Here is a 25999-nt window from a genome sequence, read left to right as displayed (position 1 = left end):
CACGCTCTGATTGGCGTGATAAAAATGGAAACATTATTTGCAGGTACATGTTTTCGCCCCCCAAAACAGAAAGGATTGAGAGCATGATGCTATCGCTAAAAATAACTGTCATGTGCACGTTGCAGGTATACCTGCACGCCTGCAACGTGAATATTCCCGACGATGATCGGGTCGTCGTTTTGTTAGCGTGTCAGCGTTTTTCCGTGGCTGGCAATAACGGACTGATACCAATAGAAGCTCTTTTTACGCCGCCGTTCCAGCGTTCCCTTGCCAGTATCATCACGATCAACATAAATAAAACCGTAGCGCTTTGACATTTCCGCTTTTGAGGCACTGACCAGGTCAATTGGCCCCCAGCAGGTATACCCTACTACCTCCACGCCATCGGCAATCGCTTCGCTAACCTGCACCAGATGAGCATTTAAATAACGGATACGATAATCATCGTGTATTTCGCCATTGTCTTCGATTTTATCTTTCGCTCCCAGGCCATTCTCAACAATAAATAATGGCTTTTGATAGCGGTCGTACAAGAAATTCAGTAAATACCGCAACCCTAGGGGATCAATCTGCCAACCCCATTCAGAACTTTCCAAATAGGGGTTCGGCACCATATTCAAAATATTGCCACGCGTTTTTTCAAGTTGCGCCTCATCGGTGCTGACACAGCCGGTCATATAATAGCTAAACGAAATAAAATCGACGGTGGCGGTCAGATCCTGCTTGTCCTGTTCCGTAATCATCAGCGTAATACCCTGCTCACGGAAATAACGCTGCATATATCCAGGGTACGCACCACGTACCTGCACATCACCGAAGAAGAGCCATTCCCGGTTCTGGTGCAGGCTTTCCATCACATCTTCCGGTTTGCTGGTCAGCGGGTAGAGCATCGCCCCCAGCAGCATATTGCCGATTTTCGCGTCCGGGATGAGTTCGTGACAGGCTTTCACTGCTCTGGCACTCGCAACCAGTTGATGATGGATAGCCTGATAAATCGCCGCCTTGCTGCTGTCTGACGGTAACCCAACACCGGTAAAAGGCGCGTGGAGCGACATGTTGATCTCATTGAATGTCAGCCAACGCTTCACCTTATGCTGGTAACGCGCAAACACCGTGCGGGCATACCGCTCAAAACAATCGATGGTCAGACGATTACCCCAGCCACCATGCTTTTTCACCAGTCCATACGGCATTTCATAATGTGACAACGTCACTAATGGCTGAATACCGTGTTTTGCCAGCTCATCAAACAGCCGATCGTAAAATGCCAGCCCCGCTTCATTCGGTTCCAGCTCATCTCCCTCGGGAAAAATACGTGTCCAGGCAATGGATACACGCAGGCAGGTAAAGCCCATTTCAGCAAACAACGCGATATCTTGCGGGTAACGATGATAGAAATCGATCGCCACATCTTTAATACCGCTGTCGCCGGGCTGGCGCTCCACAATATTGCCGAAAATCCCCTGAGGCTGTAAATCTGAGGTGGAAAGCCCTTTTCCATCCGTCAGATAGGCACCTTCCACCTGGTTGGCGGCAATCGCACCGCCCCATAAAAAGTGTTCCGGGAAAGGATTACTCATCACTGATCTCCTGTATCGCTATTCATGCATTATTCAACATACCAGCTGTAGCAGCGGTGTATTGGTATCGACCTTGCCACTGGCGATGGGCGTTACCCCTTGATAATTCTCACTATTGGTAATCACTATCGGCGTGGTAAGGTCGTATCCTGCCGCCTCAATCGCCGGGCCATCAAACTCCAGCAACAGATCACCTCGCCGCACCACATCACCGACACGCACATGCGGAGTAAAGTAGCGGCCATCCAGCCGGACAGTATCAATACCAACGTGTATCAATATTTCTGCGCCGCCCCTTGATGCCAGACCAATGGCGTGGTGGGTCTTAAACACTGACATGACGGTGCCGTCTACCGGCGCACAGAGCCGCCCCTGCAAAGGCCGGATAGCAACCCCTTTGCCCATCACGCCGCTGGCAAAGGTGCGATCGGTGACCTGCGCTAACGGCGCGACCTCACCCACCAACGGACTACACAGTTCTTCCGCGTACACCCGGTTTTCGCCACGAGTCAAGGCGTCATCACGGGTCAAGGGTTCATCACGAGTAACGGGTTCATCGTGAACCACACCGGTGTGATCCGGTGTCGCGGCGGGTCGCGTTGTACTTTCCACCACCGCCTCTTGTGCGTCGTCTTTCGGTATGCCGAATGCCCAACTGGTTACCGCCGCGAATATGAACGCTGCCAGTGTTCCGATAACAGCCGCCCAGACGCTGCTATCTACACCGGTCGACGGAATGATCTGGGTAAAAGTAAAAATACTCGGGAAACCAAACGAATAGATGGTGGTGTGGAAATACCCCATGACCGCCGCGCCCACCGCCCCCCCGATGCAACCAAAGATGAAAGGACGGCGTAGTGGTAAGGTCACACCGTATACCGCCGGTTCAGTGATACCGAAAATTGCGGCGGAAAACGCCGATCCGGCAATGCCTTTGCGCTTCATGTCGCGAGTGCGCAGTAGTACGCCAAGCGTCGCACCAGCCTGGCCGAGTACCGCTGGCGTCAACAACGGCAGCAGCGTGTCATGCCCCATCACGCTCAGGTTATTCAGCATCAGCGGCACAAACCCCCAGTGCAGACCGAAAATCACGCACACCTGCCAAAATGCCCCCATGACTGCACCAGCCAGCATCGAGTTCAACCCATACAACCATTGATACCCGCCCGACAGCATCTGGCTAAGCCAGGTGGCACTGGGACCAATCACTAAAAATGTCAGAGGGACGCTAATGGCAACACACAGCAGCGGCGTGAAGAAATTGCGAATATTGGCGTGTAGCCAATGGTTCAACGGTTTTTCCAGTTTGCAAGACACCCAACTGGCGAACAGGATCGGAATGACCGACGAACTGTAGTTAATGAAGGTTATCGGGAGACCCAAAAAATGGAGTATCGGATGATCGGGTGCCTGCATGGCGCTAAAAGCGGCGATCATACTGGGGTGAACCAGCGTGGCGCCAATCACCAGTGTCGTAAACGGGTTGCCGCCAAATTTCTTGCCCGCGGTATACCCCAGCACAATCGGGAAAAAATAGAACAGCGCATCACTGGCGGCAAACAACAATTTATAGGTGCCGCTACTCTCCACGATTATCTGGGTGGCAATGCCCAGCGCCAAAAACCCTTTCAGGATCCCCATTGCCGCCATCACACCGACAAAGGGCGTAAAAATACTGGAAATAATATCGATAAAACGGGCTAGCAGGTTCTCTTTCTTCTCTTCTGACGAGGCAGATGGGTCGCTAAAACGCGCCATACCATCAAGCGATAGTAATGCCTGATAGACCTCAGCGACCTGATTACCCACCACGACCTGAAACTGCCCACCGCTTTCCACCACCATAATAATGCCGGGATTATTTTTCAGGGCATCCGCATGGGCAGCAGCATTATTTTTTAATTTAAACCGCAAGCGTGTGGCGCAATGGATCACGCTAATAATATTATCCTGACCCCCTACGCCCTCTTTTATCTCACTGGCTAATGTTTCGTAATTCATGGTGATATCCTTAATGCTCAGTCCATGCCCGAAGCAAACTGCTGAGTGGCTGCGCTCTACACTATCAGTAAACCTTGATGTCAGCGCACCCGGGTTCGCGGCAAAAAAAAACCTGAACCGTTTCATTGCGGCGTAACGCTCGCAAAAAACGGTTCAGGTTTTGCCTGTATTCTCCTTAGTGGGATATACAGTCGCAATCCATATTTCTTACATTACAGACTACCAGCGTAGTGTATTCTGACAAGCGTTTCGCACCGGTCATCGGCTATTTTGTGATGTCACGCACTCTTCTGTTGCTCGATGCCAGCATTTATTTTTTCGCCTGTTCCTGTAATTCAGCACGCACCCGCTCAATGTGAATAGTCAGAAACATCAGCTCTTCTTTTGTTAGCTGATACTGGTAATTCAGTATCATGTGATCCTGAATTTTCTCGGCACACCGATACGCCAGACTGTATTTCTCTTTTACCACATCGTGTAGCGACTCATCTTCACTGGAAACCGGTATACGCCCCAATAAACGCTGGGCAAAAAACTTCAGGTGGGTGACAAAGCGATGATAGCTGAACGCCTGCTCGTTATAGTCAAGATGGAGATGGTACTTAACAATATTCAGTATCTCCTGCATGATGCGAGTGATACGCATCACTTCCGGCATATGGCTGTCCAATTGTGCGTTCACCAGGTGCAATGCAATAAAACCCGCCTCATCCTCCGGCAGCCGCACCCCCAAACGCTGGTGAATGATGTCCAGCGCGTCCAGCCCGACGGCAAACTCTTTTTGATACAACCGTTTTACTTCCCACAGCAGTCCATTAGGGATATCCACGCCTTGTCGATGCCGTTCAATGGCAAAATGGCAGTGGTCGGTCAGCGAGATGTAGAGGCTGTTTTGCAGGTTTCCGGTCAGCTTTTCTTTTGCCAGCGCGATGATACGATCCGCCGTCGTCACCACCTCCAGTGGAATACGCTCCAGCACATCACTCAGACGCGCGGTCAGTTCGCTGCTCCGCAAAGAAAAAACCTTCTCGACAAGGGTGGTGTCCAGCATCTCGCCCGGCCGTTTTTTAAATGCCAGTCCTCGCCCCATCACGACCTGTTCGTTACCCTGCTCATCGATGACTGTGACGACATTATTATTCAGTATTTTAGCGATCTTCATTGTTCAACCCCTGAAAACAAAAAAACCAGACGCTCGCAACCAACGCGAACATCTGGTTTTGCCTGCCAACGGCAGTAACAACCCCGGGCTGCACACCGCCACAACGCCACCCTCTCGCTGACCATGTACAACCTGCAAATGTTAACTTACCACCAGCATACAAGGGCTCAACTGCCCGGTGATGGAAACGTGACCGGATCGACACAAAGCCAGCATTATCACGACAAATTATTGTCAGACCTGTCACTGACGCCTCGCGTTTAGCGCCATCGCCACACCGACAGCTAGGTGTTTTTCGTGCATTTGCGCAACAAGTTTGTGTAAAAACAATAAATCGTACATTTTTTTGCGCAAGAGCACGAAAATACGTGCTATACATCCCTTCAACGGCTTGTATCTCTTTGCCTGATAACTATAATACGGAACGTTGTTTCATTGAATGGTTTCAGCGAATCCACGTGCCACTGATAAAAACACAACCAACAATCTATTCCTCAGGGATATTGCCGCCTCGCCCACTCCTTACCATGGGCAATATCCAGTCACGTGCTTCTTCACTCTCCCTCGTCTGTCACCATCTATACTTATCATTTCATTCTCTCGCAATCGCAAACATATTGTCCCCGGCTGTCAGGTCTCAGTCTCAGCTAACCGCCGGTCATCCTGTTTTTTTATCCATCACAACTTGTAGAAACTACCGTTATGAAAAAGACCAAAATTGTTTGTACTATCGGCCCGAAAACCGAATCAGAGGAAGTACTGGGCAAGCTGCTGAACGCCGGTATGAACGTCATGCGCCTGAACTTCTCTCACGGTGACTACGCCGAACATGGTCAGCGCATCAAAAATCTGCGTGCCATTACAGAAAAAACCGGCCAGAAAGCGGCCATCCTGCTGGATACCAAAGGCCCGGAAATTCGTACCATCAAACTGGAAAACGGTGCAGACGTTTCTCTGACCGCGGGCCAGACTTTTACTTTCACCACCGATACCAGCGTTGTCGGTAACAAGGAACGCGTGGCAGTCACTTATGCGGGTTTTGCTGATGACCTGAGCGTTGGCAACACCGTGCTGGTCGACGATGGTCTGATTGGCATGGAAGTCATCGAGATCAACGGCGGCGAGGTGGTGTGTAAAGTACTGAACAACGGCGACCTCGGCGAGAACAAAGGGGTTAACCTGCCAGGAGTATCCATCCAGTTGCCAGCACTGGCGGAAAAAGACAAACGTGACCTGATTTTCGGTTGCGAGCAAGGCGTCGATTTCGTTGCAGCATCCTTTATTCGTAAGCGTTCTGACGTAGAAGAGATCCGCGCCCACCTGAAACAGCACGGTGGCGAGCACATCCAGATCATTTCCAAGATCGAAAACCAGGAAGGCCTGAACAACTTCGACGACATCCTGGACGCTTCTGATGGCATCATGGTTGCCCGTGGCGATCTGGGTGTTGAAATTCCGGTTGAAGAAGTGATCTTCGCCCAGAAGATGATGATCGAAAAATGCAACCTGGCTCGCAAAGTGGTGATCACCGCGACGCAGATGCTGGATTCCATGATCAAGAACCCACGCCCGACTCGCGCTGAAGCCGGTGACGTTGCCAACGCCATCATCGACGGTACCGACGCCGTCATGCTGTCTGGCGAGAGTGCCAAAGGCAAATACCCGCTGGAAGCGGTCAGCATCATGGCGACCATCTGCGAACGTACTGATAGAGTCATGACGTCACGGCTGGATAAACTGCAAAACACCAGCAAACTGCGCATTACCGAAGCGGTGTGCCGCGGTGCGGTGGAAACGGCAGAGAAACTGGAAGCCCCGCTGATCGTGGTTGCCACCCATGGCGGTAAATCCGCCAAGTCTATCCGTAAATACTTCCCAACGGCTCGCATTCTGGCGCTGACCACCAACGAAATCACCGCCCGCCAGCTGCTGCTGAGCAAAGGTGTGGAAACCATGCTGGTGAAAGAAATCGCCTCTACCGATGATTTCTACCGCATTGGTAAAGAAGCCGCGCTGAAGAGCGGTTTAGCGCAGGAAGGCGATGTGGTTGTGATGGTTTCCGGTGCGCTGGTACCGAGCGGCACCACCAATACCGCGTCAGTCCACCGCCTGTAATTCGATAATGAGAATTTTTTAAAGCGCCCTACGGGGCGCTTTTTTATTTTTCGCGATAGACGGCGATGATAAATAGCACGATCGGTTAGACAAAAAAGATATATCCACGGCCATGAAGGCCACAGGACTCTGATAAAATGGCCCTGTTTTCCTTACTTTTTTAACCTGTTTGTAAAACTCGATGATTCTTTGAGCGAACGATCAAAATTAAGCATGTTCCCATCAAAAATTTATTCTCATCAGAAAACGGTTTGTGTAATACTTGTAACGCTACATGGAGATTAACTCAATTTAGAGGGTATTAATAATGAATCGTACTAAACTGGTACTGGGCGCGGTAATCCTGGGTTCCACTCTGCTGGCTGGTTGCTCCAGCAACGCTAAACTGGATCAGCTGTCTTCTGACGTTTCTTCTCTGAACGAGAAAGTATCTGCTCTGACCAGCAAAGTTGACGCTCTGGCTACCGACGTGCAGGCTGCTAAAGATGACGCAGCTCGTGCTAACCAGCGCCTGGACAACCAGGTTCGTACTTACAAAAAGTAAGAACTGGTTGAATGAAAAATGGCGCACTTCTGTGCGCCATTTTTTTTGCCCTTCATTTTACACCTCTGCCCTCACCACTCACATCACCACAGACTCATGCGTGCCGCCAATCTGGCGCAGTACCCTCTCACGCTGTATGACAAACCCGTGTATTCGGACGAGGCGACTGAGCCTGCTCCCCCTCTGAAGGCTTATACACCTGATGAGTTATCTCTCTGAGTGGTTATCTACCTGAAGGACTACTGAGGACTGTGTCAGAACGCCCGTTCACACATGGCGCTCTGACACCCGTTGCCGTTAGTGTGACGATGACGTCTTCACCGCCGATATCGGCGCAGCGTTTTGCGGTAGCAATGACGATGGTTGCTGAGGAACAGTCTGCCCGGTATTGACCAGCACCGGCATACCAGAGCGACGCACAATCGCGTTATGAACAGCATCAGTATCGGTATCACCATTGTGGATAAAGGCCTTCACTTTCTGGTTCAGGGCAATCGGCATGGTTTGCGGGTCATCTTTATCGGTATGAGACAGCGGCTGATGCACTTCGACATACCGTTTCCCATCCGGCTCCACCGCAATCTTGATAGGCTCATTGATGATCTGTACACGGGTACCTACCGGCACGTCATTAAACAACGCCTCAATGTCTTCCGGGCGCAAGCGGATACAACCGGAACTCACCCGCATACCGATACCAAAATCGGCGTTAGTGCCGTGGATAGAGTACACCCCGCCGCTTTTCTCCAGCCGCAATGCAAACAATCCCATCGGGTTATCCGGCCCACCGGGTACCATAGCGGGTAAATCAATACCCTGTTCTTTGTAATGACGCCGCGTATTCGCGGTCGGGATCCAGGTCGGATTCGGGCGACGCTCAATAACGTGGGTCACCATTACCGGTGTATTACGACCAAGCTGGCCGATGCCGATAGGATAGACGATGACGGTGTTTTTCCCTTTAGGAAAATAGTAGAGCCGCAGTTCTGCCAGATTTACCACTATCCCTTCTCGCGGCGTATCCGGCAGCAGCATTTGCAGCGGGATAGTCAGGCTGGAGCCAGGTTTCGGCAGATAGGGATCGGTACCCGGATTAGCTTCCAACATCCCCAGCAAACCAATTTTAAATTTGGCGGCAATGGTTTCCAGTGGGTGACCATCATTAGGTACGGTGTAGCTAATATTTTCCCCAATCAGGCGGCTATCTGGGGGTGGCAGAGTATATTCCGTCGCGCTGGCAGGCTGTATGCCCGTCAGGCAGGATGCAAACAATAATCCCATCAGGGTAAGCGCACGTTTCATTATGAGTTTCCTGTTGTAATTCTGAAGATAGGGTGAGCGCCAGAGTATGCGTCAGGTCTGCGTCTGTCACAGGCACGGAAGCATCGCCACCGGCGGGCACTTTCTTTCTTATTTCTTATCAATAGGTTGAATCTCTTTCGTCATTGGAAAGCCCCAAGGATAAAAGCAGGGTAGCAGGAAATCCACCGGATGGATTCCGAAATGTGACACATCAAAGCGCAGAAATAGCGCTCAGTCGGTACGAATCGCCGTCAGGTAACGGATAATAGTCACCGACAATATTCCCTCATACCGTCAGCCCCGCCCTACCCCCTCTCATATTCCCTTCCCTCAGACAAAGCCACGGGTCAAAAACGTTGCATGATCAACCACTCGAAAATATGATAATGATTCTTATTTCGCAATGAGGTGCCCGATATGTTTCCGTTCCGAGCCTGGTTGCAGACACAGATTGATGACTACCGGCGGCAACTGCGTAACGCCACCATGGAGTTTTATCTGGCAGAGTTATCGCTGGAACGGGAGGATGGCGATATCAGTGATTTGCGCCACTACTACCTGACGGGGCTTCATATGGCAGAGCTGAGTCAACAGCACGGTGACGAAAACAGTTATCTGTTCAGCCTGATCAAACTACATCAGCGTCTGATTCATGAAATCAACAACGCCGAACGCGACCGTTTGTTCCGGGTACAAAGCTACTATTTTGCACACCAGACGCTGCGGTGCATTTGTACTCAATTCAATCTGATGGGTAACTGGGATAAGGCCACCGCTTTCCAGGCGGATTTTATGCAACGGGTGGCGTTTATTCCCTGAAAGGAAGCAGACGCTGTCCTGCCAGGCCTCAAACCTGGCAAGACACAGATAAGACAGATATCAGGCGTCGGGTGAAATCACCGCGGTAGTCAGTCGTGAGGTGCAGCACAGTCGATCCTGGCTGTCGAAAATATCAATCTGCCAGACTTGCATCCGTTTACCGGTGTGCAACGCACGACACACTCCTCGCACCTCGCCTTCGGTGACCGCCCGCAGGTGGTTAGCGTTAATCTCCACCCCCACTACCCGTTGGTCGCCTTCTGAACACAAGTAACCGGCGATAGAGCCCAGCGATTCCGCCAGCGCCACCGACGCCCCACCATGCAGCAGACCAAACGGCTGGCGGGTGCGATGATCCACCGGCATCACCGCTTCCAGCGTATCGTCACTCAGGCGCGTCATGCGGATACCGATATGGCCGGCCATACCGCCCACCGCCATCTGGTTGAGTTGTTCTATATTTACACTACGTTTCCACAGCATCACACCAGCTCCAGCAACGCCTGCAACGGATGTTTGACTCCACGCCCTTCCACGCGCTTAACCTGACTACGACAGGAATAACCGGTAGTCAGACAACGCGCCTGCGGCAGCCGTTGCAGGGACGGTTGCCAGGAAAGAGCATAGATCCCCTGAGAATGGGCCAGATTGCGGGTTTCATGACCGTAAGTACCGGCCATACCGCAACAACCGACGCTGACATTTTCCAGCCGGGCACCAAAATGCGCGAAAATCGCCGCCCACTGTTGTCCGCTGGCAGGCAACGCCGTGGTTTCAGTGCAGTGACCGAACAAATACCACGGCTCGTCACGCAGGGCCGGAGCGCGGTCATCACGGCTGTTCACCAGCGTCGTCAACCACTCATGTACCAGTTGTACCTGAAACTCACCGCGCCTATCACCCAGCACTTCCCGGTATTCGTCCCGATAACACAGCACCAGCGCCGGATCGACTCCCACCATCGGTAACCCCAGACGGGCAACCCGGTTCAGAAACTCGGCAGTTTTACCGGCGGTTTTCGCAAAACGCTGCAGGAATCCTTTGATATGCTGCGGTTTACCGTTCGGTGAGAACGGCAGCAACACCGGCCGTAACCCCAACTTTTCGACCAACCGAACAAAATCCGCCACCACCTGTGCATCGTAATAGCTGGTAAAGGGATCCTGCACGATCAGCACGTGATCAGCACGGGCCTGCGCTGACATCTGCTCCAGTTGCTCCAGCGTGGTGGTCATCGCCCGGTGACCGACAAACTGCTGGCGCAGCGATGGTGTCGACAGTAACGGCAAATCCACCATACCGATCACCGTACGGCTAATCGTATTGACCCACGGCTGGCTCAGGAAGAAGTTAAACGCTTTCGGACTGCGCGCCATCAACGGGGCGTAGCTTTCCACACCGGCTACCAGGTAGTCGCGGGCCGGTCGCAGGTAACGGGTGTGGTACAGTTGCAGAAAACGGGCACGAAAGCCGGGCACATCAATTTTGATCGGGCATTGCGTCGAGCAGGCTTTACAGGCCAGACAACCAGACATCGCCTCTTTGACCTCATGCGAGAAGTCATACTCGCCCTGACGCGCCGCCAGGGTATTGCGGGTTTTGGCGATCAGGCCGCGAAAACTGACGCGCTGGCGCGGCAGTGCCTGCTCCAGTGCCAGCGGATCTACCCCTTGCTCTGACAACAAACGCAACCATTCGCGCACCAGCGTGGCGCGCCCTTTCGGCGAGTGGATACGGTTGCCGGTCACTTTCATCGACGGGCACATCGGGCTGCGGGTATCGAAATTGAAGCACAGACCGTTACCGTTACACTCCATGGCACCACGGTAAGCGGTACGTACTGTCAGCGGAATCTGCCGGTCATAGGTGCCGCGTTTTACCGCGTCCACTTTCATCATCGGCGCATCTACCCCCAGCGGCGCACAGATCTTGCCGGGGTTGAGGCGGTTATCCGGGTCAAACGCGGCTTTGATTCGGCGCAACTCGTCATACAGTTCCGGCCCAAAAAATGCCGGGCTGTATTCAGCACGGAAACCTTTACCGTGTTCGCCCCATAACAGGCCACCGTATTTGGCAGTGAGCGCCACTATCTGATCGGAAAGCTGTTTCATCAGCACTTCCTGCTGTGGGTCGCACATGTCCAGTGCCGGACGGACATGTAACACCCCGGCATCGACGTGGCCAAACATACCGTAACTCAGGTGGTGGCTATCCAGCAGTGCACGGAATTCGGCAATGTAATCCGCCAGATGCGGCGGCGGTACACAGGTGTCTTCCGCAAACGGGATCGGCTTTGCCAGCCCTTTGCTGTTGCCAAGCAGACCGACCGCTTTCTTGCGCATGCCGTAAATACGCTCGATCCCCACCAGATCACGACAAACCTGATAGCCGATCACCCCGGCCTCACGGCTAACCAGCAGTCCATCCAGACGTTCGCACAACGAGGCCACCTGGCCATCGATAAGCGTTTCATCGTCACCAGCAAACTCGACAATGTTTAACCCTAGCATCTCTTCGCCGGGGACATCGGTGATAAGTTCGCTGACTGAGTGCCACACGATGTCCTCACGTGCCAGATTCAGCACTTTCGAATCCACCGTCTCCACCGACAGTGCGCGTGCTTCCACCATGAACGGCGCGTTGCGTAAGGCGGAATCGAACGAGTCATATTTGACATTAACCAGCCGCCGCACCTTGGGCAGCGGCGTGATGTCCAGCTTCGCTTCGGTAATAAACGCCAGCGTCCCTTCCGCACCGGTCAGGATGCGGGTCAGGTCAAAGGTTTGCATATCATCGCTGAACACATGACGCAGGTCATACCCGGTCAGAAAACGGTTCAGCTTGGGAAATTTGTCGATAATCAGCTGGCGCTGCTCACGGCAACGATGCAGCACGGTGTGGTATATACGCCCGACCGGTGAATCTTCCTGCGCCAGTTGTTCCGCCAGCGCGACCGGCATCGCCCGCGTATCCAGCAGTTCACCGCCAGGCAGTACCGCGCGCAAACCCAACACATGGTCTGAGGTTTTGCCATACACCAGCGACCCTTGTCCCGAGGCATCGGTATTAATCATACCGCCCAGCGTCGCGCGGTTACTGGTGGAGAGCTCCGGCGAGAAAAAGTAGCCGTAAGGTTTCAGGTACTGGTTCAGTTGATCCTTGATGACCCCCGCTTCCACCCGTACCCACCCTTGTTCCGGGTTGATTTCCAGAATGCGGTTCATGTAGCGCGACATATCCACCACAATACCGTGATTGAGCGCCTGTCCGTTGGTGCCGGTGCCGCCGCCACGTGGCGTGAACACCAGCTCATGAAAACGCGCTTCACCCGCCAGCCGGGCGAGCAGTGATACGTCAGCGGTCGAGCGGGGAAACACCACCGCGTCCGGCAATAACTGATAGATACTGTTATCCGTCGCCATCGTCAGGCGATCAGCGTACTGCGTGGCGATATCGCCGGTAAAACCGTGTTGTTTCAAGGCTTCCAAAAAGCTCAGCACCGGTTGAACGATTCCCGGCGCTTGTGTGATCTGTGGGATCATTATCTGTTGACCCTGTCCATGCGAGAGGTGTTTGCCAATAAAATACGTGTCGGCGGGCAGCAATCCGCTACCTGCAGGCCTTTCGTTTTATCATATTTCCCCCGGTAGTGCGTCAACGGATCAATAAAAACTTAAACAGGCAACGACCATAAATCCATGTTGCGACACAGCGCCGATAGCCGCTCACGCTCAGGAATCACTGTGCAAATCGCTGTAAATCACGCATGATAAATTCTGGCCCGGCTTCTGACTGTCAGCCAGACAGACATGACCGCCAGCCCTGTTTTCATCATCTTGCATTAGGCCTGTCGCCTGAATTAACGAGGTAACCTCTCTTGATGAGACAATCTCAGTCACAGCGATTCGATCTCGCTCGAATACTGTTTAGCCTGTTATTTATTGGCATTATGATCATTGCCTGCTTCTGGGTCGTACAACCCTTTATTCTCGGGTTCGCCTGGGCCAGCATGGTGGTTATCGCCACCTGGCCGCTGCTCATCCGATTGCAGCAGATACTCTGGGGATACCGTTCGCTGGCCGTTATCGTCATGACCATACTGCTGGTCTTGTTGTTCGTTTTCCCGACATCCATTCTGGTCAGTAGCGTCATAGACAACGCTTCCAACCTGATCAACTGGGTCAGCGCACAAGGGCGGATGACCCCGCCGTCGCTTGACTGGCTGCAATCCATCCCGCTGGTGGGTGCCAAGTTGCACAGCAGTTGGCATGCGCTGGCGCACAGCGGCGGCCCGGCGCTGATGGCCAAAATCCAGCCCTATATCGGCCAGACGGCTTCCTGGGTTGTTTCTCAGGCGGCACATGTCGGCCGTTTCCTGATGCACTGCGCACTGATGGTGCTATTTAGCGTGTTGCTGTACAGCAAAGGCGATCAGGTGGCCCTGGGTGTGCGCCGGTTTGCCATTCGGCTGGGGGGTCAGGGCGGGGATTCGGCGGTGATTCTGGCGGCTCAGGCTATTCGAGCGGTCGCCCTTGGGGTCGTCGTCACCGCCATCGTACAGTCGGTGCTGGGCGGTATTGGCCTGGCGCTGGCCGGTATCCCCTACACTACGCTGCTCACGGTATTGATGTTTTTGTCTTGTGTGGCGCAAATCGGCCCGTTGACCGTACTGGTACCGGCCATTATCTGGCTGTACTGGAGCGGTGACACCACCTGGGGCACCGTCTTACTGGTCTGGAGCTGTGTCGTCGGCACGTTGGATAACATTATTCGCCCGTTGCTGATTCGTATGGGCGCGGATTTACCGATGTTGCTGATCTTGTCCGGCGTCATCGGCGGGTTGCTGGCATTCGGCATGATCGGGTTATTTATTGGCCCAGTAGTGTTGGCGGTGTCCTACCGTTTATTGTCGGCCTGGATGAAAGCCTCACCGGAACCGCAGCCGATCCGCACGCTCTCACACCACCACAAAAAACCCTGATTACTGCATTCATTTCCCGGTGTAATCCGCACCGGGAACATTCCTAATATGTAAGATAATTTTATCTTTTTAAGAAACCTCCCAGCCATAAAACACTATTTTTGCTATTTAACTCGATTCCAGATCGATTTTCCTGAAAAAAACACTTTTACCGCAAATCAATAATTCAAAAATAATTAACCATTAGGATGATTCCTAATGACTCGACTCGGTCCAAAACCTAGTATTCATACCCGGAGCTATTGTTAACGTAATGTTTGTCAGTGAGGTTTCTCCTCGTCAGAGCTAGTAACGAATTGCTGTGTGTAGTCTTTGCCCATCCCCCGAGGTGGGCATTTTTTTTATCTGCACCTTGCCGCCAATACCGTCTACAGGCATAAAAAAAACCGCCCGGCATCTGCGCCAGGCGGTTAGGTATGATCGAACAGTCAGACGAAATGTTAGCGTTTTTCAGCCAGGCTCAGCCAGGTCTGCACCACGGTATCCGGGTTCAGCGACAGGCTATCAATGCCTTCATCCATCAGCCAGGCCGCGAAATCTTCATGGTCAGACGGCCCCTGACCACAGATTCCAACGTATTTGCCTTGTTTTTTCGCAGCACGGATCGCCATTGCCAGCAACGCCTTCACCGCGTCATTGCGTTCGTCAAACAACTCGGAGACGACACCAGAGTCGCGGTCCAGCCCCAACGTAAGCTGGGTCATGTCGTTCGAGCCGATAGAGAAACCATCAAAGTGTTTCAGGAACTCATCCGCCAGCAAAGCGTTGGACGGAATTTCGCACATCATGATGATTTTCAGGCCATTCTCGCCACGTTTCAGCCCTTGATTCGCCAGCTCCGCCACCACGGCCTCCGCTTGCGCCACTGTGCGTACAAACGGAATCATCACTTCGACATTGGTCAGCCCCATGCCGTTGCGGACCCGTTTCACCGCTTCACATTCCAGCGCAAAGCAGGCACGGAAATTCGGCGATACATAACGACCAGCGCCACGGAAGCCCAGCATCGGGTTTTCTTCTTCCGGTTCGTAGCGAGTGCCGCCCAACAGGTTGGCGTACTCGTTGGATTTGAAGTCGGACAAACGCACGATCACACGCTTCGGCCAGAACGCTGACGCCAGCGTCGCGATGCCCTCTTTCAGACGTTCGATATAGAATTCCACCGGATCGTCATACCCTTGCATCAGGGTGCGGATTTCACGCTGCAATTCTGGCGTTTGCTGCTCAAACTCCAGCAACGCACGCGGGTGAACCCCAATCATCCGGTTGATGATGAACTCGAGGCGCGCCAACCCGACCCCTTCATTCGGCAGGCAGGCGAAATCGAATGCCCGGTCCGGGTTACCGACGTTCATCATGATTTTCAGCGGCAGCGGCGGCATGGCGTCCACCTGCGAGCTTTTCACGGTGAAGTCCAGCAAGTCCTGATAGACATAGCCGGTATCGCCTTCAGCACAGGACACAGTGACTTTTTGGCCATTCTGCAAACGCTCCGTGGCATCGCCACAACCCACCACCGCAGGAATACCCAGTTCACGAGCGATAATCGCCGCATGGCAGGTACGCCCGCCACGGTTGGTGACGATAGCCGCCGCTTTTTTCATGATCGGCTCCCAGTCAGGGTCGGTCATGTCGGTCACCAGCACATCACCCGCATTCACTCGATGCATTTCACTGATGTCATGGACGATTTTCACTTCACCGGCACCGATGCGATGGCCGATAGCACGCCCTTCCACTAACACCTTACCGCCCGCTGGCAGATGATAACGTTCCATCACCTGACCGTTGGAGCGCACCGTTTCCGGTCGTGCCTGCACGATGTAAAGCTTGCCGGTGTGACCGTCTTTGGCCCACTCGATGTCCATGGGGCGGCCATAGTGTTTTTCGATCAACAGCGCCTGATGCGCCAGCGCCTGCACTTCGTCATCACTCAGACAAAACCGGGTACGCTGTGCTTCTTCCACGTCTTCCACCCGCACCTGTTTGCCGTGCTCTTGCGTTGCGGCATACACCATGCGGATTTTCTTCGAGCCCATATTGCGGCGCACAATCGACGGTTTACCGCTCAGCAGCGTCGGTTTATGCACATAAAACTCATCCGGGTTCACCGCACCCTGTACCACCATTTCACCCAGGCCCCAGGCTGCGGTAATAAATACCACCTGATCGAAACCCGATTCGGTATCCAGCGTAAACATAACGCCAGAAGCCGCCAAATCGGAACGCACCATGCGCTGTACCCCGGCGGATAACGCCACGCCACGGTGATCATAGCCCTGATGCACGCGATAAGAGATGGCGCGATCGTTAAACAGTGAGGCAAACACGTGCTTCACCGCCACCATCACGGCGTCTATGCCCTGTACGTTAAGAAAGGTTTCCTGCTGACCCGCGAAGGACGCATCCGGCATGTCTTCCGCCGTTGCCGACGAGCGCACCGCAAAGGATGCTTCCGGTTCGCCATCCGCCAGTTGCTGATAGGCGCTACGGATAGCCTGCTCCAGCTCCGGCTGGAATGGCGTATCAATAATCCACTGACGAATCTGTGCACCGGCTTTAGCCAACTGGCTGACGTCGTCGGCATCGGTGCGATCCAACAGCTCATAGATACGCTGATTGATACCGCTTTGGTTAAGAAAGTCATTAAACGCCTGGGCGGTGGTCGCAAAACCATTCGGAACCGACACCCCAAGTTCCGACAGATTCGTGATCATTTCCCCCAGCGAGGCATTTTTGCCTCCCACCCGCTCAACGTCGTGCATACCAAGCTGGTTATACCACAGGACATTACGCATATCAGGGCCGTTGTTAGACATCGAAAATAATCCTTTTTGCATACAATTAGGGTGTGAAATATTTCGCCGTGAATGAGTTTCGGCTTTATCAGCGTAGCACAGGGTTTCAAAAAGGACGGAAAGGTGAATCGATCAACCAGGTGAAAAAAAAAGGAATTCGTGGATTGAGATTGCTAAAAGTCAGAAAAATCCCAATATTGTGAAATAATATCATCGTAATCATGAGGATAATGAAATGCCGTTTCAACAAAAAAGTCAGGAAACACCTGATTTTCGGCACAAAAGCCTTATACCCAAAATAATTCGAGTTGCAGGACAACACGCATGCGTGTTGAACAACGCAATGCGTTGGCCCTTCAGGGCAAGGCTCATTAGAGCCTTGTAATGCGGCAAGAGAGTGAGTCCCGATGAGCTTACTCAGGTAAGTGATTCGGGTGAACGAACGCCGCCAACGCACCTGCAACTTGAAGTATGACGAGTATATGATAGCCAGCGAGGGCATTTAAGGAGTCAGTATGGAAAGAAGCGTATTTTATGTATCCGACGGCACGGCCATTACCGCAGAAGTGCTAGGCCATGCGGTCATGTCCCAGTTTCCGGTCGGCACCACCAGCTACACCTTGCCGTTTGTCGATAATGAAACCCGGGCCGCCGCTGTTCGCGATCAGATTAATAGCTTATACCATCAAAGCGGCGTGCGCCCACTGGTATTCTATTCCATTGTCACGCCCGCTATCCGCGACATCATCATCGGCAGCGAAGGATTTTGTCAGGATATCGTGCAAGCGCTGGTCGCGCCGCTGCAGCAAGAGTTGGGGGTTTCACCAACGCCGGTAGCCAATCGCACCCACGGGTTAACCGCCAACAACCTGATCAAATATGACGCCCGCATCGCCGCCATCGACTATACGCTGGCGCATGATGATGGCATTTCATTGCGAAATCTCGATCAGGCACAGGTGATTCTACTGGGCGTTTCCCGCTGCGGCAAAACCCCCACCAGCCTTTATCTGGCGATGCAATTCGGCATTCGCGCCGCCAACTATCCTTTCACTGCCGACGACATGGACAACCTGTTATTACCGGACGCGCTCAAGCCTTATCAACAAAAACTGTTCGGGTTAACCATTGATGCCGAGCGCCTCACCGCCATTCGTGAAGAACGCCGCGGCAACAGCCGGTACGCGTCCCTGCGGCAATGCCGTATGGAGCTGAGCGAAGTGGAATCGCTGTTCCGTCGTCACCAAATTCGCTACATCAACACCACCAATTATTCGGTAGAAGAAATTTCAGCCAGAATTATTGACCTGATGGGCATAAATCGACGTATGTATTAATTGATCTCATCCATCGGAGTAGCAAATCTCCTGTGATAAACTACGGTCATCGCGGTCAGGCGGTCCCGCAGGCATATAGGTGGCTTTACAGCCACCTCCCCGCAGGTCAACCAGGCCGACAAGGATCGATACGATAGATTTCACGGACATTTAGAGATTACACATGCAACTAACTGATCAGCGGCGCAGTGAACGACTTGCCAGTCTGATGACGCCCCATGAACTGTTGACCGAACTTCCGCTCACACCGGATATCGCCGACACCGTCATCGCCTCACGCGCACGCATAGAACGTATTATTTCCGGGCAAGATCGCCGTTTGCTGGTGATCATTGGCCCATGTTCCATTCACCATATTGATAGCGCCAGAGAGTATGCCCAACGTTTGGCCGCATTACGGACGCGATACCAGCACCGGCTGGAGATTGTCATGCGGACCTACTTCGAAAAACCACGCACCGTGGTGGGCTGGAAAGGGCTGATAGCTGATCCACAGCTTAACGGCAGCTTCCTGATCAATGAAGGATTGACGCAGGCGCGCCAGTTGCTGCTGGATATCAACGCGCTTGGGCTGCCAACCGCCACCGAGTTTCTGGATATCGTCACCGGGCAGTACATTGCCGATACCATCAGTTGGGGAGCCATTGGCGCACGCACGACCGAGAGCCAAATCCATCGGGAAATGGCCTCTGCGCTTTCCTGTCCGGTAGGGTTCAAAAACGGTACCGACGGCAACGTCCGTATCGCGATTGACGCTATCCGTGCCGCCCGCGCGCGTCATATGCTTTTATCGCCTGATGAACACGGCCGTATGACGGTGTATCAGACCCACGGCAACCCATTCGGACATATTATTCTGCGTGGCGGCAAAGCCCCCAATTACGAAGCGGAGCACATTGCCGCCGCCTGCAACGCGCTGCGGGAATTCTCACTACCAGAACGACTGGTGGTGGATTTCAGCCACGGCAACAGCCAGAAACAGTTCCAGCGGCAACTGACGGTCGCCCAGACGATATGTGACCAGATTCGTGACGGTGGCAGCGCCATTGCTGGCGTGATGGCCGAGAGTTTTTTGGTAGAAGGCACCCAACCGCTACGCCATCCAGACCAACTCACCTATGGTCAGTCGATTACCGACGCCTGCCTCGGCTGGCAAGATAGCGAACGTCTGTTAAGTATGCTGGCGGATGCGGTAGACAGCCGTTTTGCTCGCTGACGGGACGCCATTCGGCGCACTGCATCACCCAAACCTGAAAACGAAAACCTCCGCCGCAGCGGAGGTTGTTCCCTTTTCGATTGACAAGGCGTGATCAGGCCATCACTGCCCTGTCCTCCATGGCTTCTCGCCAGCCTCCCAACCAGTTAGACCGGGCATCGATAGATTGATAAGGACAGAGCTCCTTGGACCGGCCAATGATACCAGCCTGGTAGCCCCGTGAATGCGCCCGTGCCAGACGATCTCTTTTCTGTCTCTTCATGCCTTGTTTCCCTCATTTCGACTCTGGTGGAAAGAAAACAGTGGTCGTTTTTCATGCAACCACACTTTGTGAATAGCCATTTGGGAGACGAAGATCAAGGCGCAAAATTCACGCCATTGTCATATTTGTGAACCAGAATGAAGAGTTTTCCGTAGAATAAAACCACATTTCGCGCTAACCGGCTGAGACAAAAACAAAACCCCTGAAACCCGATCATGCTCACAAAAACGGGATTCAGAGGTATTTGCTATAACTCAATCTCTCTCGGTATAAGACATCCGAGTTTCACGTCAGATAAGTCTTAATTCGCGGCTAATAGCCGCTGACTAATCTGCTCTGCTACCTGCTGCCAGCCTTTGCCAAGCGCGGCAACCAATGCGTCATAACCATCTTCGGTTTGTGCCACCTCGAAACTAAACGGCTGGATCACGATACGCTTATTGCTACGTAGCACCCAATCCCCCTGGATAACCGCTTTACCGTCAAAGCGCCCCTGAAACGCTGTCACATTAATTTGCAAACTGGACGCCGCCGCGCTGGCAACACCGTTAGTCACCACATTCCACCCCGGCAGACGGGTGCGTAACGACGATGCCAACGCCTGCTGCAGTTGCTGATCCAGCGGGCTGGCCCACAGATTGTTGGTGGCAATGGTATAACGCACTGCTGAGGTCTGGAACACGATGCCGTTTCCAGCCAGCGAATCGGTCAGGACAACGGGCGCTACCCACAACTGGCGACTGTCGGCTGGCGTCACCGACAGGCTGGTTGTCCCCTGCGTCATAGCAGGCAGTTGATAATAGACTTTCTGCGGGCTGCTACAGGCAGCCAGCAACAACACCAGCCACAACGGCCATTGCTTTATCATGGTTTCGCCTTCTTCGGTTGTGGATCACGGGCACCCGGTGCCTCGAAAATCAGCGCGTTACTCTTGTCATTCAGGGTACGCAGCAGCGGCTGCAACTCACGCAACGTCTGATCGAGGCGTTGCATATCGACCACCATGCGGTTGTAGGCCGGTGAGCCGGGCTGTACTCCTTGCAGGCTACTGTTCAGCTCGCGCAAGGTGCGTTGCATATCCGCGGGCAACTGCTGCATCGCATCGCTACTGGTCAGCTTATTGAGTGACGCCAGCGTTTTCTGCAACTCACGCAGGGTGGACTGACTCTCTGTCAGGGTTTTCGTTGCCTGTTCCACCATCGGATTGAGTGGCAGGCCATTGATCTTATCCAACACCGACATCAGTTTTTGCTGAATCTGCGTCAGGCCGCCATTCACCGTCGGCAGCACCGGGTAACCATCCACCTGCGTCAGCGACGTCATCCGGCCTTTCTGTTGCGGGTAAAAATCCAGATCCACATACAACGCACCGGTCAACAGATTGGCGGTTTTCATGGATGCCCGCATCCCCGAGTCGGCACCTTTGCTTAACTCTCGCTCCAGGTTGATCTGGCCACGTAATCCAGGCTTGAGCCGCCCTGGTTCGATGCGTACCAGGACCGGAATGCGATAATCGCTATCAAAACGCTGCGACATGTTTTTAGGAAAGAACGGCACTTCGGTCACGGTCCCCAGGCGGATGCCACGAAACTCGACCGGTGCCCCCGCCTGCAAGCCACGAACCGACTCGTCGAAAAACAGCAAATACTCTTTGTATTCGGTGTAAAGCGAATCCTGAATACTGTTCTGATTATCAAACAGTTGGTATTCATCACGCTCATGCGCCGGGCTGCCGATGTCCCAACCGGTAGGCACATCAAAACTGACGCCGCCACTGAGCAACGTACTCAGCGAGCCCATCTCCACCCGCATTCCCTGTGCCGACAGATTGAGCGCCACGCCGCTGTCTTTCCAGAAACGGACATTCGATGTCACCAGTTGGTCATAAGGTGAGGCGACAAACAGTTGATACTGTATTTTTCTGGCGGCGGGATCAAAATGGCTGGTTTCTACCGAGCCCACCCGATAGCCACGAAACAGCACCGGGTCGCCCGCGCTCAGCTGCCCGGACTGTACACTGTTGAGAATAATACGGATCCCTTTCGCGTCAGGTGACGCCAGCGGTGGCGAATCCAGTAGTTTGAACGTGCGGCTGTCTTCCTTGCTGGAGCCTGGCTGGAGTTGGATGAACGCGCCGGACAGCAACGTTCCCAACCCGGAAACACCCTCACGGCCTATCTGTGGCTTGACGACCCAAAACGCCGAATCCTTGCTCAGCAGTTTATCCATGCCGTCGTTTAACCGTGCCTTGATCTCCACCTGGTGCAAGTCTTCGCTAAGCCTCACCCCTTCCACCACGCCCACGTTCACGCTGCGGCTTTTGATCGCCGTTTTTCCCGGCTCGATTCCATCCGCATTACTGGTGGTCAGCGTAATTTCCGGCCCCTGATGACTCACGTGATAAAACAGAATCCAGGCGCCAATCAGCACGGTCACAATCGGCACTATCCATACCGGCGACCAGCGTTTGATAGTTTCTATCTGCGCCATACCTTGATTAGTGTTCGTCAACAGAATGCTCCTCTCCTTGCACGTGATGCCTATCCCACAGCAAGCGGGGATCAAAGGTCATTGCGGCAATCATGGTCAGAATGACCACGGTGGCAAACAACACCGCGCCGATGGCCGGATAAATGCTCATCAGTCGGCCCATACGCACCATCGCCGACAGTACGGCAATAACAAAAACATCGATCATGGACCAGCGCCCCACAAATTCCACGACCTCATACACCCGGTGCAGACGTTCGGTGTCATGACGACGCGCGCCGTGCGCACACCAGCACAACCACCCCATCGCCAGCATTTTAAGCGTGGGTACCATGATACTGGCGACAAAAATCACCAACGCGACCGGCCACGACCCGGAATCCCACAGCAGGATAACCCCGGACATGATGGTCGAGGTGACGTTATGTCCCAGGGCTTCGGTCACCATAATCGGCATCAGGTTGGCAGGGACATACAGCAACACTGACGTGAACAGCAGCGCCAGTGTCCACTGCAAACTGTGACGCCGCCGCACATGACCATGGGTATGGCAGCGTGGGCAACGCACTACCGCGGCAGGCAGAATCGCACTGCAACAGTGACAGGAACGCACCCCCTGCGCTTGTCCAACCCGCCCGACTTGTAGCCCGGCTGGCATCAGCGGCGGTGGTGCGACGTCATCCCACAACCAGCGACGATCCAGACTCTGAAAAGCCAACAGTTGCAACAGACAGAAAACGATATACGGGATAAAGCTGGCACCGATGCCAATATCGCCGTATGACATCAGTTTGACGAAGCTGACCAGTACACCAGCCAGGAAGATTTCCGCCATGCCCCAGCTTTTCAACTGGAACAGCAGCCGGGTAAACAGGCGCCGCACCCCATCAGGCAACGGCGCGCGCAGACACAGTAACAGGATCACCGTCATCGAACAGGCGGGAACCAACTGGGCAAACAGCAGAAAAAGCGTCGCCATGCTGACGTAGTTTTCCGCCACCATCACCCGGGGAATTTCCAGTAAGGTGATTTCACTGCGAATACCGGCCACGCTCATCGAAACGAAAGGAAACAGCATGGACAGCAGCAACATCATCAGTGCGCTAAACGCAAAACTGGCCGGACGCCAGCGCGGCTCGCGCTGACGGCTGGATAACGCGGTTTTACAGCGCGGGCACACCGCCCGCTGCCCATCCTGTAATGTCGGCAGTTCTACCAGCAGATCACAATGCGGACACAGCATATGCCGGTCATAGTGGTGGTGATGCACACCCATTCGCCGCCTCCTGTGGCCTGGCTGATAACAACAATCGCTCATACTGCCGCACGGGCATTACCGGGGTGTTAACGCGATGGAGGCGCTCGCCTTAACACTCCGGCTATTACCGTTAAAAAAACATTACCGTTAAAAAGCATTACCGTTAAAAATGACGCGCCGCGGCACAACACCGCGCCTCAGCCGTTCTTTTGTGCCTCAAGCGCTTCCCAGCGCTCAAAACAAGTCTCCAGTTGCTGTTCCGCTTGCGCCAGCGCCGCCAGCACTGGCTGAGTTTCATCATGCGATCGGGAAAAGAATGCCGGGTCATTCATCTGCTGTTGCAGCGAGGCAATCTCACCCTCAAGCGCTTCAATACGTTGCGGCAACTGTTCCAGTTCACGCTGTTGGTTATAACTGAGCTTACCGCCGCTACGTTTAGCTGGCTGTGCTGCCGGTGTGCTTTGTGCGCTCTCGCTATCAAGGTCTTCTTTGGTTGCCACGCTTTTTACGGGGGCAGCACTTCGCAATGGCGCAGCGGAGGCACGCTGGTATTGGGCATCATAATACCCGCCGACATAGCGGCCAATCAGGCCGTTGCCTTCAAAAATCCAGCACTCGGTGACCGAGTTATCGACGAACTGACGATCGTGGCTGACCAGCAGCACGGTTCCTTGATAACTTTCCAACAGCTCTTCCAGCAATTCCAGCGTTTCCACGTCCAGATCGTTGGTCGGTTCGTCGAGAATCAGCAGGTTGCTGGGTTTGAGGAACAACCGCGCCAGCAACAGACGGTTACGCTCCCCACCTGACAGCGCTTTTACCGGTGTCATGGCACGTTTCGGGTGGAACAGGAAGTCCTGTAGATAACCCAGTACATGGCGCGGACGGCCATTGACCATCACTTCCTGTTTCCCTTCGGCGAGGTTATCCATCACCGTTTTTTCCGGGTCTAACTCAGCACGGTGCTGATCGAAATACGCCACTTCCAGCTTGGTACCACAGTGAATGCGCCCGGATGTCGGTGCCAGTTGACCCAGCATCAGCTTTAACAGCGTGGTTTTACCGCAGCCATTCGGCCCGACCAGCGCGATTTTATCGCCGCGTTGTACCTGAGCAGAAAAGCCCGATACCAGTGTTTTCCCGTCGACCTGATACTGTACGTCTTCCAGTTCAAACACTATCTTGCCAGAGCGGGCCGCTTCTTCCACCTGCATTCTGGCGTTGCCCATGACTTCACGGCGCTCAGCCCGCTCTTGTCGCATCGCCTTGAGCGCCCGCACCCGACCTTCATTACGGGTACGGCGGGCTTTGATTCCCTGACGAATCCACACTTCTTCCTGCGCCAGTTTGCGGTCGAATTCCGCATTCTGCAGTTCTTCCACCCGCAACGCCTCTTCTTTCCCCAGCAAGTATTTATCGTAATCGCCAGGCCAGGACACCATCTTACCGCGATCCAGATCGACAATACGGGTGGCCATGTTGCGAATAAACGACCGATCATGGGAAATAAACACAATGCTGCCGGAAAATGCTTTGAGGAAACCTTCCAGCCAATCGATAGTGTCGATATCCAGGTGGTTGGTGGGTTCGTCCAACAACAATACCCGCGGCGCGCTGACTAACGCCCGCCCTAACGCCGCTTTACGCAGCCAGCCGCCAGACAACGCCGACAACGGCGTATCCGCCGATAACCCCAGTTGGCCCAATACCTCGTTGATACGGTCTTCCAGCTTCCACAGCCCTTGGTGGTCCAGCACGTCCTGAATCTTCGCCAGTTGATTCAGGTTCTTCTCGCTGGGGTCTTCCCCGACCTGACGCAACGCTACATGGTAGGCTTTCAGGTATTCCGCCTGCGCCGCGACGCCTTCGGCCACGAAATCAAACACTGTACCGTCGATATCGCGCGGCGGATCCTGCTGCAAGCGCGCCACAATCAGGTCTTGCTCGTACACCAGCCGACCATCATCCAGCGGGATTTCTTTTGCCAGAATTTTCAGCAAGGTGGATTTGCCCGCGCCATTGCGCCCAACCAGACACACACGCTCGTTGTCTTCAATATGCAGTTCGGTGTTGTCCAACAGCGGCGCATCGCTGAACGATAGCCAGGCGCCGGATAAACTGATCAATGACATAG

Annotated in this window: 18 protein-coding genes and 1 other RNA gene; 7 read left to right on the top strand and 12 right to left on the bottom strand. The window is 53.7% G+C overall.

The annotated features are described in order from the left end of the window. Positions 1 to 182: 182 nt before the first annotated feature. The 3 genes from FGI04_RS06100 to licT form a co-directional block, all read right to left on the bottom strand. Positions 183 to 1580 (bottom strand): glycoside hydrolase family 1 protein, encoded by a 1398-nt coding sequence (locus tag FGI04_RS06100; protein WP_407336433.1) that lies wholly within the window; start codon positions 1578 to 1580, stop codon positions 183 to 185. A gap of 33 nt (positions 1581 to 1613) precedes the next feature. Next, positions 1614 to 3581: a PTS beta-glucoside transporter subunit IIABC gene (bglF, locus tag FGI04_RS06095; RefSeq protein ID WP_407336432.1), complete on the bottom strand. Its 1968-nt coding sequence runs from the start codon at positions 3579 to 3581 to the stop codon at positions 1614 to 1616. Between the two features lie 310 nt (positions 3582 to 3891). Continuing rightward, positions 3892 to 4743 carry a BglG family transcription antiterminator LicT gene (gene licT / locus FGI04_RS06090; RefSeq protein ID WP_407273293.1) on the bottom strand — a complete coding sequence of 284 codons (852 nt, stop codon included), beginning with the start codon at positions 4741 to 4743 and terminating at the stop codon, positions 3892 to 3894. A gap of 702 nt (positions 4744 to 5445) precedes the next feature. Between licT and pykF the strand changes: the two genes are divergently transcribed. Together pykF and FGI04_RS06080 are read left to right on the top strand one after the other, a co-directional pair. Then, positions 5446 to 6858 carry a pyruvate kinase PykF gene (gene pykF / locus FGI04_RS06085; protein ID WP_253000648.1) on the top strand — a complete coding sequence of 471 codons (1413 nt, stop codon included), beginning with the start codon at positions 5446 to 5448 and terminating at the stop codon, positions 6856 to 6858. Between the two features lie 307 nt (positions 6859 to 7165). Beyond that, on the top strand, positions 7166 to 7402 hold the full coding sequence (locus FGI04_RS06080) for a major outer membrane lipoprotein (protein WP_012769424.1): 237 nt from the start codon (positions 7166 to 7168) through the stop codon (positions 7400 to 7402). 297 nt (positions 7403 to 7699) lie between these two features. Here FGI04_RS06080 and FGI04_RS06075 read toward each other — a convergent pair whose 3' ends face one another. Continuing rightward, complete coding sequence (locus FGI04_RS06075; protein WP_407336431.1) at positions 7700 to 8704, bottom strand: L,D-transpeptidase family protein; 1005 nt, start codon at positions 8702 to 8704, stop codon at positions 7700 to 7702. A gap of 417 nt (positions 8705 to 9121) precedes the next feature. On the opposite strand from FGI04_RS06075, the gene FGI04_RS06070 reads away from it, so the two are divergent. Continuing rightward, entirely contained in the window at positions 9122 to 9523 is a 402-nt protein-coding gene (locus FGI04_RS06070; RefSeq protein ID WP_342701135.1) for a hypothetical protein, read from the top strand. A gap of 60 nt (positions 9524 to 9583) precedes the next feature. Here the strand turns inward: FGI04_RS06070 and FGI04_RS06065 are convergent, their stop codons facing one another. Next, positions 9584 to 10006, bottom strand: coding sequence for a hotdog fold thioesterase (locus FGI04_RS06065; RefSeq protein WP_407273291.1), 423 nt, complete (start codon positions 10004 to 10006; stop codon positions 9584 to 9586). After that, positions 10006 to 13065 carry a D-2-hydroxyglutarate dehydrogenase YdiJ gene (gene ydiJ, locus FGI04_RS06060; protein WP_407336430.1) on the bottom strand — a complete coding sequence of 1020 codons (3060 nt, stop codon included), beginning with the start codon at positions 13063 to 13065 and terminating at the stop codon, positions 10006 to 10008. Before ydiJ ends, FGI04_RS06065 begins: the two co-directional genes overlap by 1 nt. Positions 13066 to 13403: 338 nt before the next feature. Here ydiJ and ydiK point away from each other — a divergent pair, with 338 nt between their 5' ends. Beyond that, positions 13404 to 14504: an AI-2E family transporter YdiK gene (gene ydiK / locus FGI04_RS06055; RefSeq protein ID WP_012884344.1), complete on the top strand. Its 1101-nt coding sequence runs from the start codon at positions 13404 to 13406 to the stop codon at positions 14502 to 14504. Positions 14505 to 14737: 233 nt separating this feature from the next. Beyond that, an RNA gene (rprA, locus tag FGI04_RS06050) (antisense sRNA RprA) lies at positions 14738 to 14848 on the top strand. Between the two features lie 96 nt (positions 14849 to 14944). On the opposite strand, the gene ppsA is transcribed toward rprA, so the two are convergent. After that, a complete protein-coding gene (gene ppsA, locus FGI04_RS06045) occupies positions 14945 to 17323 on the bottom strand; it encodes a phosphoenolpyruvate synthase (RefSeq protein ID WP_342701138.1) in 2379 nt (792 codons plus the stop codon). Positions 17324 to 17817: 494 nt separating this feature from the next. On the opposite strand from ppsA, the gene ppsR reads away from it, so the two are divergent. Both ppsR and FGI04_RS06035 read left to right on the top strand, forming a co-directional pair. Next, a complete protein-coding gene (ppsR, locus tag FGI04_RS06040; RefSeq protein ID WP_342701139.1) occupies positions 17818 to 18639 on the top strand; it encodes a phosphoenolpyruvate synthetase regulatory kinase/phosphorylase PpsR in 822 nt (273 codons plus the stop codon). Positions 18640 to 18802: 163 nt separating this feature from the next. Then, positions 18803 to 19855 (top strand): 3-deoxy-7-phosphoheptulonate synthase, encoded by a 1053-nt coding sequence (locus FGI04_RS06035; protein WP_342701140.1) that lies wholly within the window; start codon positions 18803 to 18805, stop codon positions 19853 to 19855. A 94-nt stretch (positions 19856 to 19949) separates the two neighbouring features. Here FGI04_RS06035 and rmf read toward each other — a convergent pair whose 3' ends face one another. The 5 genes from rmf to FGI04_RS06010 all read right to left on the bottom strand — a co-directional run bounded on the left by rmf (position 19950) and on the right by FGI04_RS06010 (position 25997). Continuing rightward, positions 19950 to 20117, bottom strand: coding sequence for a ribosome modulation factor (gene rmf / locus FGI04_RS06030; RefSeq protein WP_012884340.1), 168 nt, complete (start codon positions 20115 to 20117; stop codon positions 19950 to 19952). 301 nt (positions 20118 to 20418) lie between these two features. Continuing rightward, positions 20419 to 20985 carry a membrane integrity-associated transporter subunit PqiC gene (gene pqiC, locus FGI04_RS06025; protein ID WP_407321529.1) on the bottom strand — a complete coding sequence of 189 codons (567 nt, stop codon included), beginning with the start codon at positions 20983 to 20985 and terminating at the stop codon, positions 20419 to 20421. Then, entirely contained in the window at positions 20982 to 22628 is a 1647-nt protein-coding gene (gene pqiB, locus FGI04_RS06020; RefSeq protein ID WP_407339950.1) for an intermembrane transport protein PqiB, read from the bottom strand. The genes pqiC and pqiB overlap by 4 nt, the downstream gene beginning before the upstream one ends. Beyond that, positions 22615 to 23883 (bottom strand): membrane integrity-associated transporter subunit PqiA, encoded by a 1269-nt coding sequence (pqiA, locus tag FGI04_RS06015; protein WP_342701142.1) that lies wholly within the window; start codon positions 23881 to 23883, stop codon positions 22615 to 22617. Before pqiA ends, pqiB begins: the two co-directional genes overlap by 14 nt. Before the next feature lie 179 nt (positions 23884 to 24062). After that, positions 24063 to 25997 (bottom strand): ABC transporter ATP-binding protein, encoded by a 1935-nt coding sequence (locus FGI04_RS06010; RefSeq protein WP_248589538.1) that lies wholly within the window; start codon positions 25995 to 25997, stop codon positions 24063 to 24065. Positions 25998 to 25999 lie beyond the last annotated feature (2 nt).

The organism is Dickeya ananatis (assembly GCF_019464615.1).
In the GTDB taxonomy this organism is placed as follows: domain Bacteria; phylum Pseudomonadota; class Gammaproteobacteria; order Enterobacterales; family Enterobacteriaceae; genus Dickeya; species Dickeya oryzae.
This window is presented reverse-complemented; position numbering and strand designations above follow the sequence as displayed.